1 protein-coding gene is annotated in these 1,764 nt (G+C 74.6%); it reads right to left on the reverse strand.

Annotated features, from left to right (window positions below):
* A partial coding sequence (locus FV223_RS26695; protein WP_246689826.1) for an MG2 domain-containing protein occupies nucleotides 1-1,764 on the reverse strand: 1,764 nt, incomplete at both ends.

A 1,764-nucleotide genomic window follows, 5' to 3' on the forward strand; every position in this document is an offset into this window, starting at 1 on the left:
CGCCTGCACCGGCACCGCGACCACGGCCTCGCCCTTGGCGTCGGTGGCGGCGCGCGCCTCGATCTCCTGGGTCGAGGCCTCGATCGCCTCGTCGTCGAGCCCGACCGAGAAGCCGTCCAGGCCCTTGATGCCGCTCGCGGCCGCCGCCTGCACGGTGACGCTGCCCGAGACGTCGAGGCCCGAGCCCGGCGCGCCGTAGAGGTAGCGCGCCGCCACAGCGACCCGGGCGGCCTCGCCCCGGCGCAGGCTCGGCTGCTCGGGCTTCAGCGTCACCTCGAGCCGCTCGGGGACGTAGTCCTCGAGCAGGAACGAGGCCTCGCCGACGGCGGGCGCCTTCGGATCGGTGAAGGCCTGGATCAGCCAGGTGCCGTGCATCGCGCCCGAGAGCAGCGGCAGCGGCAGGGCGCGCCCGCCGAGGCCCTGGTCGGCCACCGAGACGCGGCGGTACTCGACGCCGTCGGGGCGCTTGACCACCAGGGTCAGCGGCAGGCTCGGCACCGCCTTGCCCTGCCCGTCGCGGAGGAGCGCGGTGATCTGCACGGTCTCGCCGGAGCGGTAGACCCCGCGCTCGGGGAAGACGTAGGCCTCGATCGAGCCGGCGTCGGCCCGGCCCTTCACGCCGCGGTCGGTGAGGTCGAAGGCGGCGAGGTCGAGGTCGAGGAAGCCGTAATCGTCGCCGACCTGCGCCACCACCAGGCTCGGGGCGACGCCGCCCTCGCCGCGGGCGAGCCCCGGATCGAAGGCGGCGTGGCCGCTCGCGTCGGTCCGGCGCGCGGCCAGCACCTCGTTGTTGCGGGCGATCAGGCGGATCTCGGCGTTCGCGACCACCGTCGCGCTGGCGAGCGAGCGCGCGAAGACGTGGACGCCGTCGCGGCCCTTGAAGGCGGTGAGCCCGAGATCGGAGACCACGAACCACTGCGTCGCCTTGGCCTCGTAGCCGCCATCCTCGCCCTCCGCGGTCGCGGCGGTGCCCGAGGCCTGCGCCAGCATCACGTAGAGGCCGGGCTCGAGCCGGCCCACGGCCTGGAGCACCGGGAAGGCGGTGACCGATTCCTGGTTGACCTCGGCCTTGGCCGTGTCGAGCGTGCCCTTCCAGACCTGGACGCCCTTCTGCGCGGCGATGGTCCGGGCGGTGGCGCCGTTGAGCTGGCCCAGGAACTCCTCCGACCGCAGCGACGGCAGCAGGCCGCGGTCGCCGATGCGCAGCACCTCGACGTCGACCTTCGGCGCGTTGACCGAGACCAGCGGCACCCCCGCCTGCCCGGTGCGGGGCAGGACGTAGTTGCGGCCGGTGAAGCGCACCTGGGGGGCGCGGTCGCGGACGTAGACCTCGTAGTCGGCCGACTTCAGCAGGCTCTCGCCCACCGCGGAGGGCAGGCCCTGGCGCACGACGAAGGCGTAGGAGCCGCCGTGCTTCAGCCCGTCGACGCAGACCTGGGAGCCTTCGGCCGTGACCGCGGCGTTGGTCGCGCCCGACACCGCGACGAAGGGGGCGAAGTCGGCCTTGGCCGCCAGCGGCTCGGAGAAGGTGAAGCACACCCGCGGGGCGGCGGCGTCGGCGTCGACCTTGTAGTCGAGGATGCGGAAACCGTGCTCGGCGCGCATCGTCTCGTAGGCCTCGCGCACGGACGCCACGTCGTTCAGGGCCAGGCTCGCCCCGTAGGCTTCGAGCGCCGGGCGCCACTCCGCCCGGCCGCCCTGGATCTCGGCGAGCAGCGCCAGGGCCTCGGCCGCCTCGGGCGCGGTCCGCGCGCGCTGGTAGGC

It is taken from the genome of Methylobacterium sp. WL116 (genome assembly GCF_008039455.1).
Lineage (GTDB): Bacteria > Pseudomonadota > Alphaproteobacteria > Rhizobiales > Beijerinckiaceae > Methylobacterium.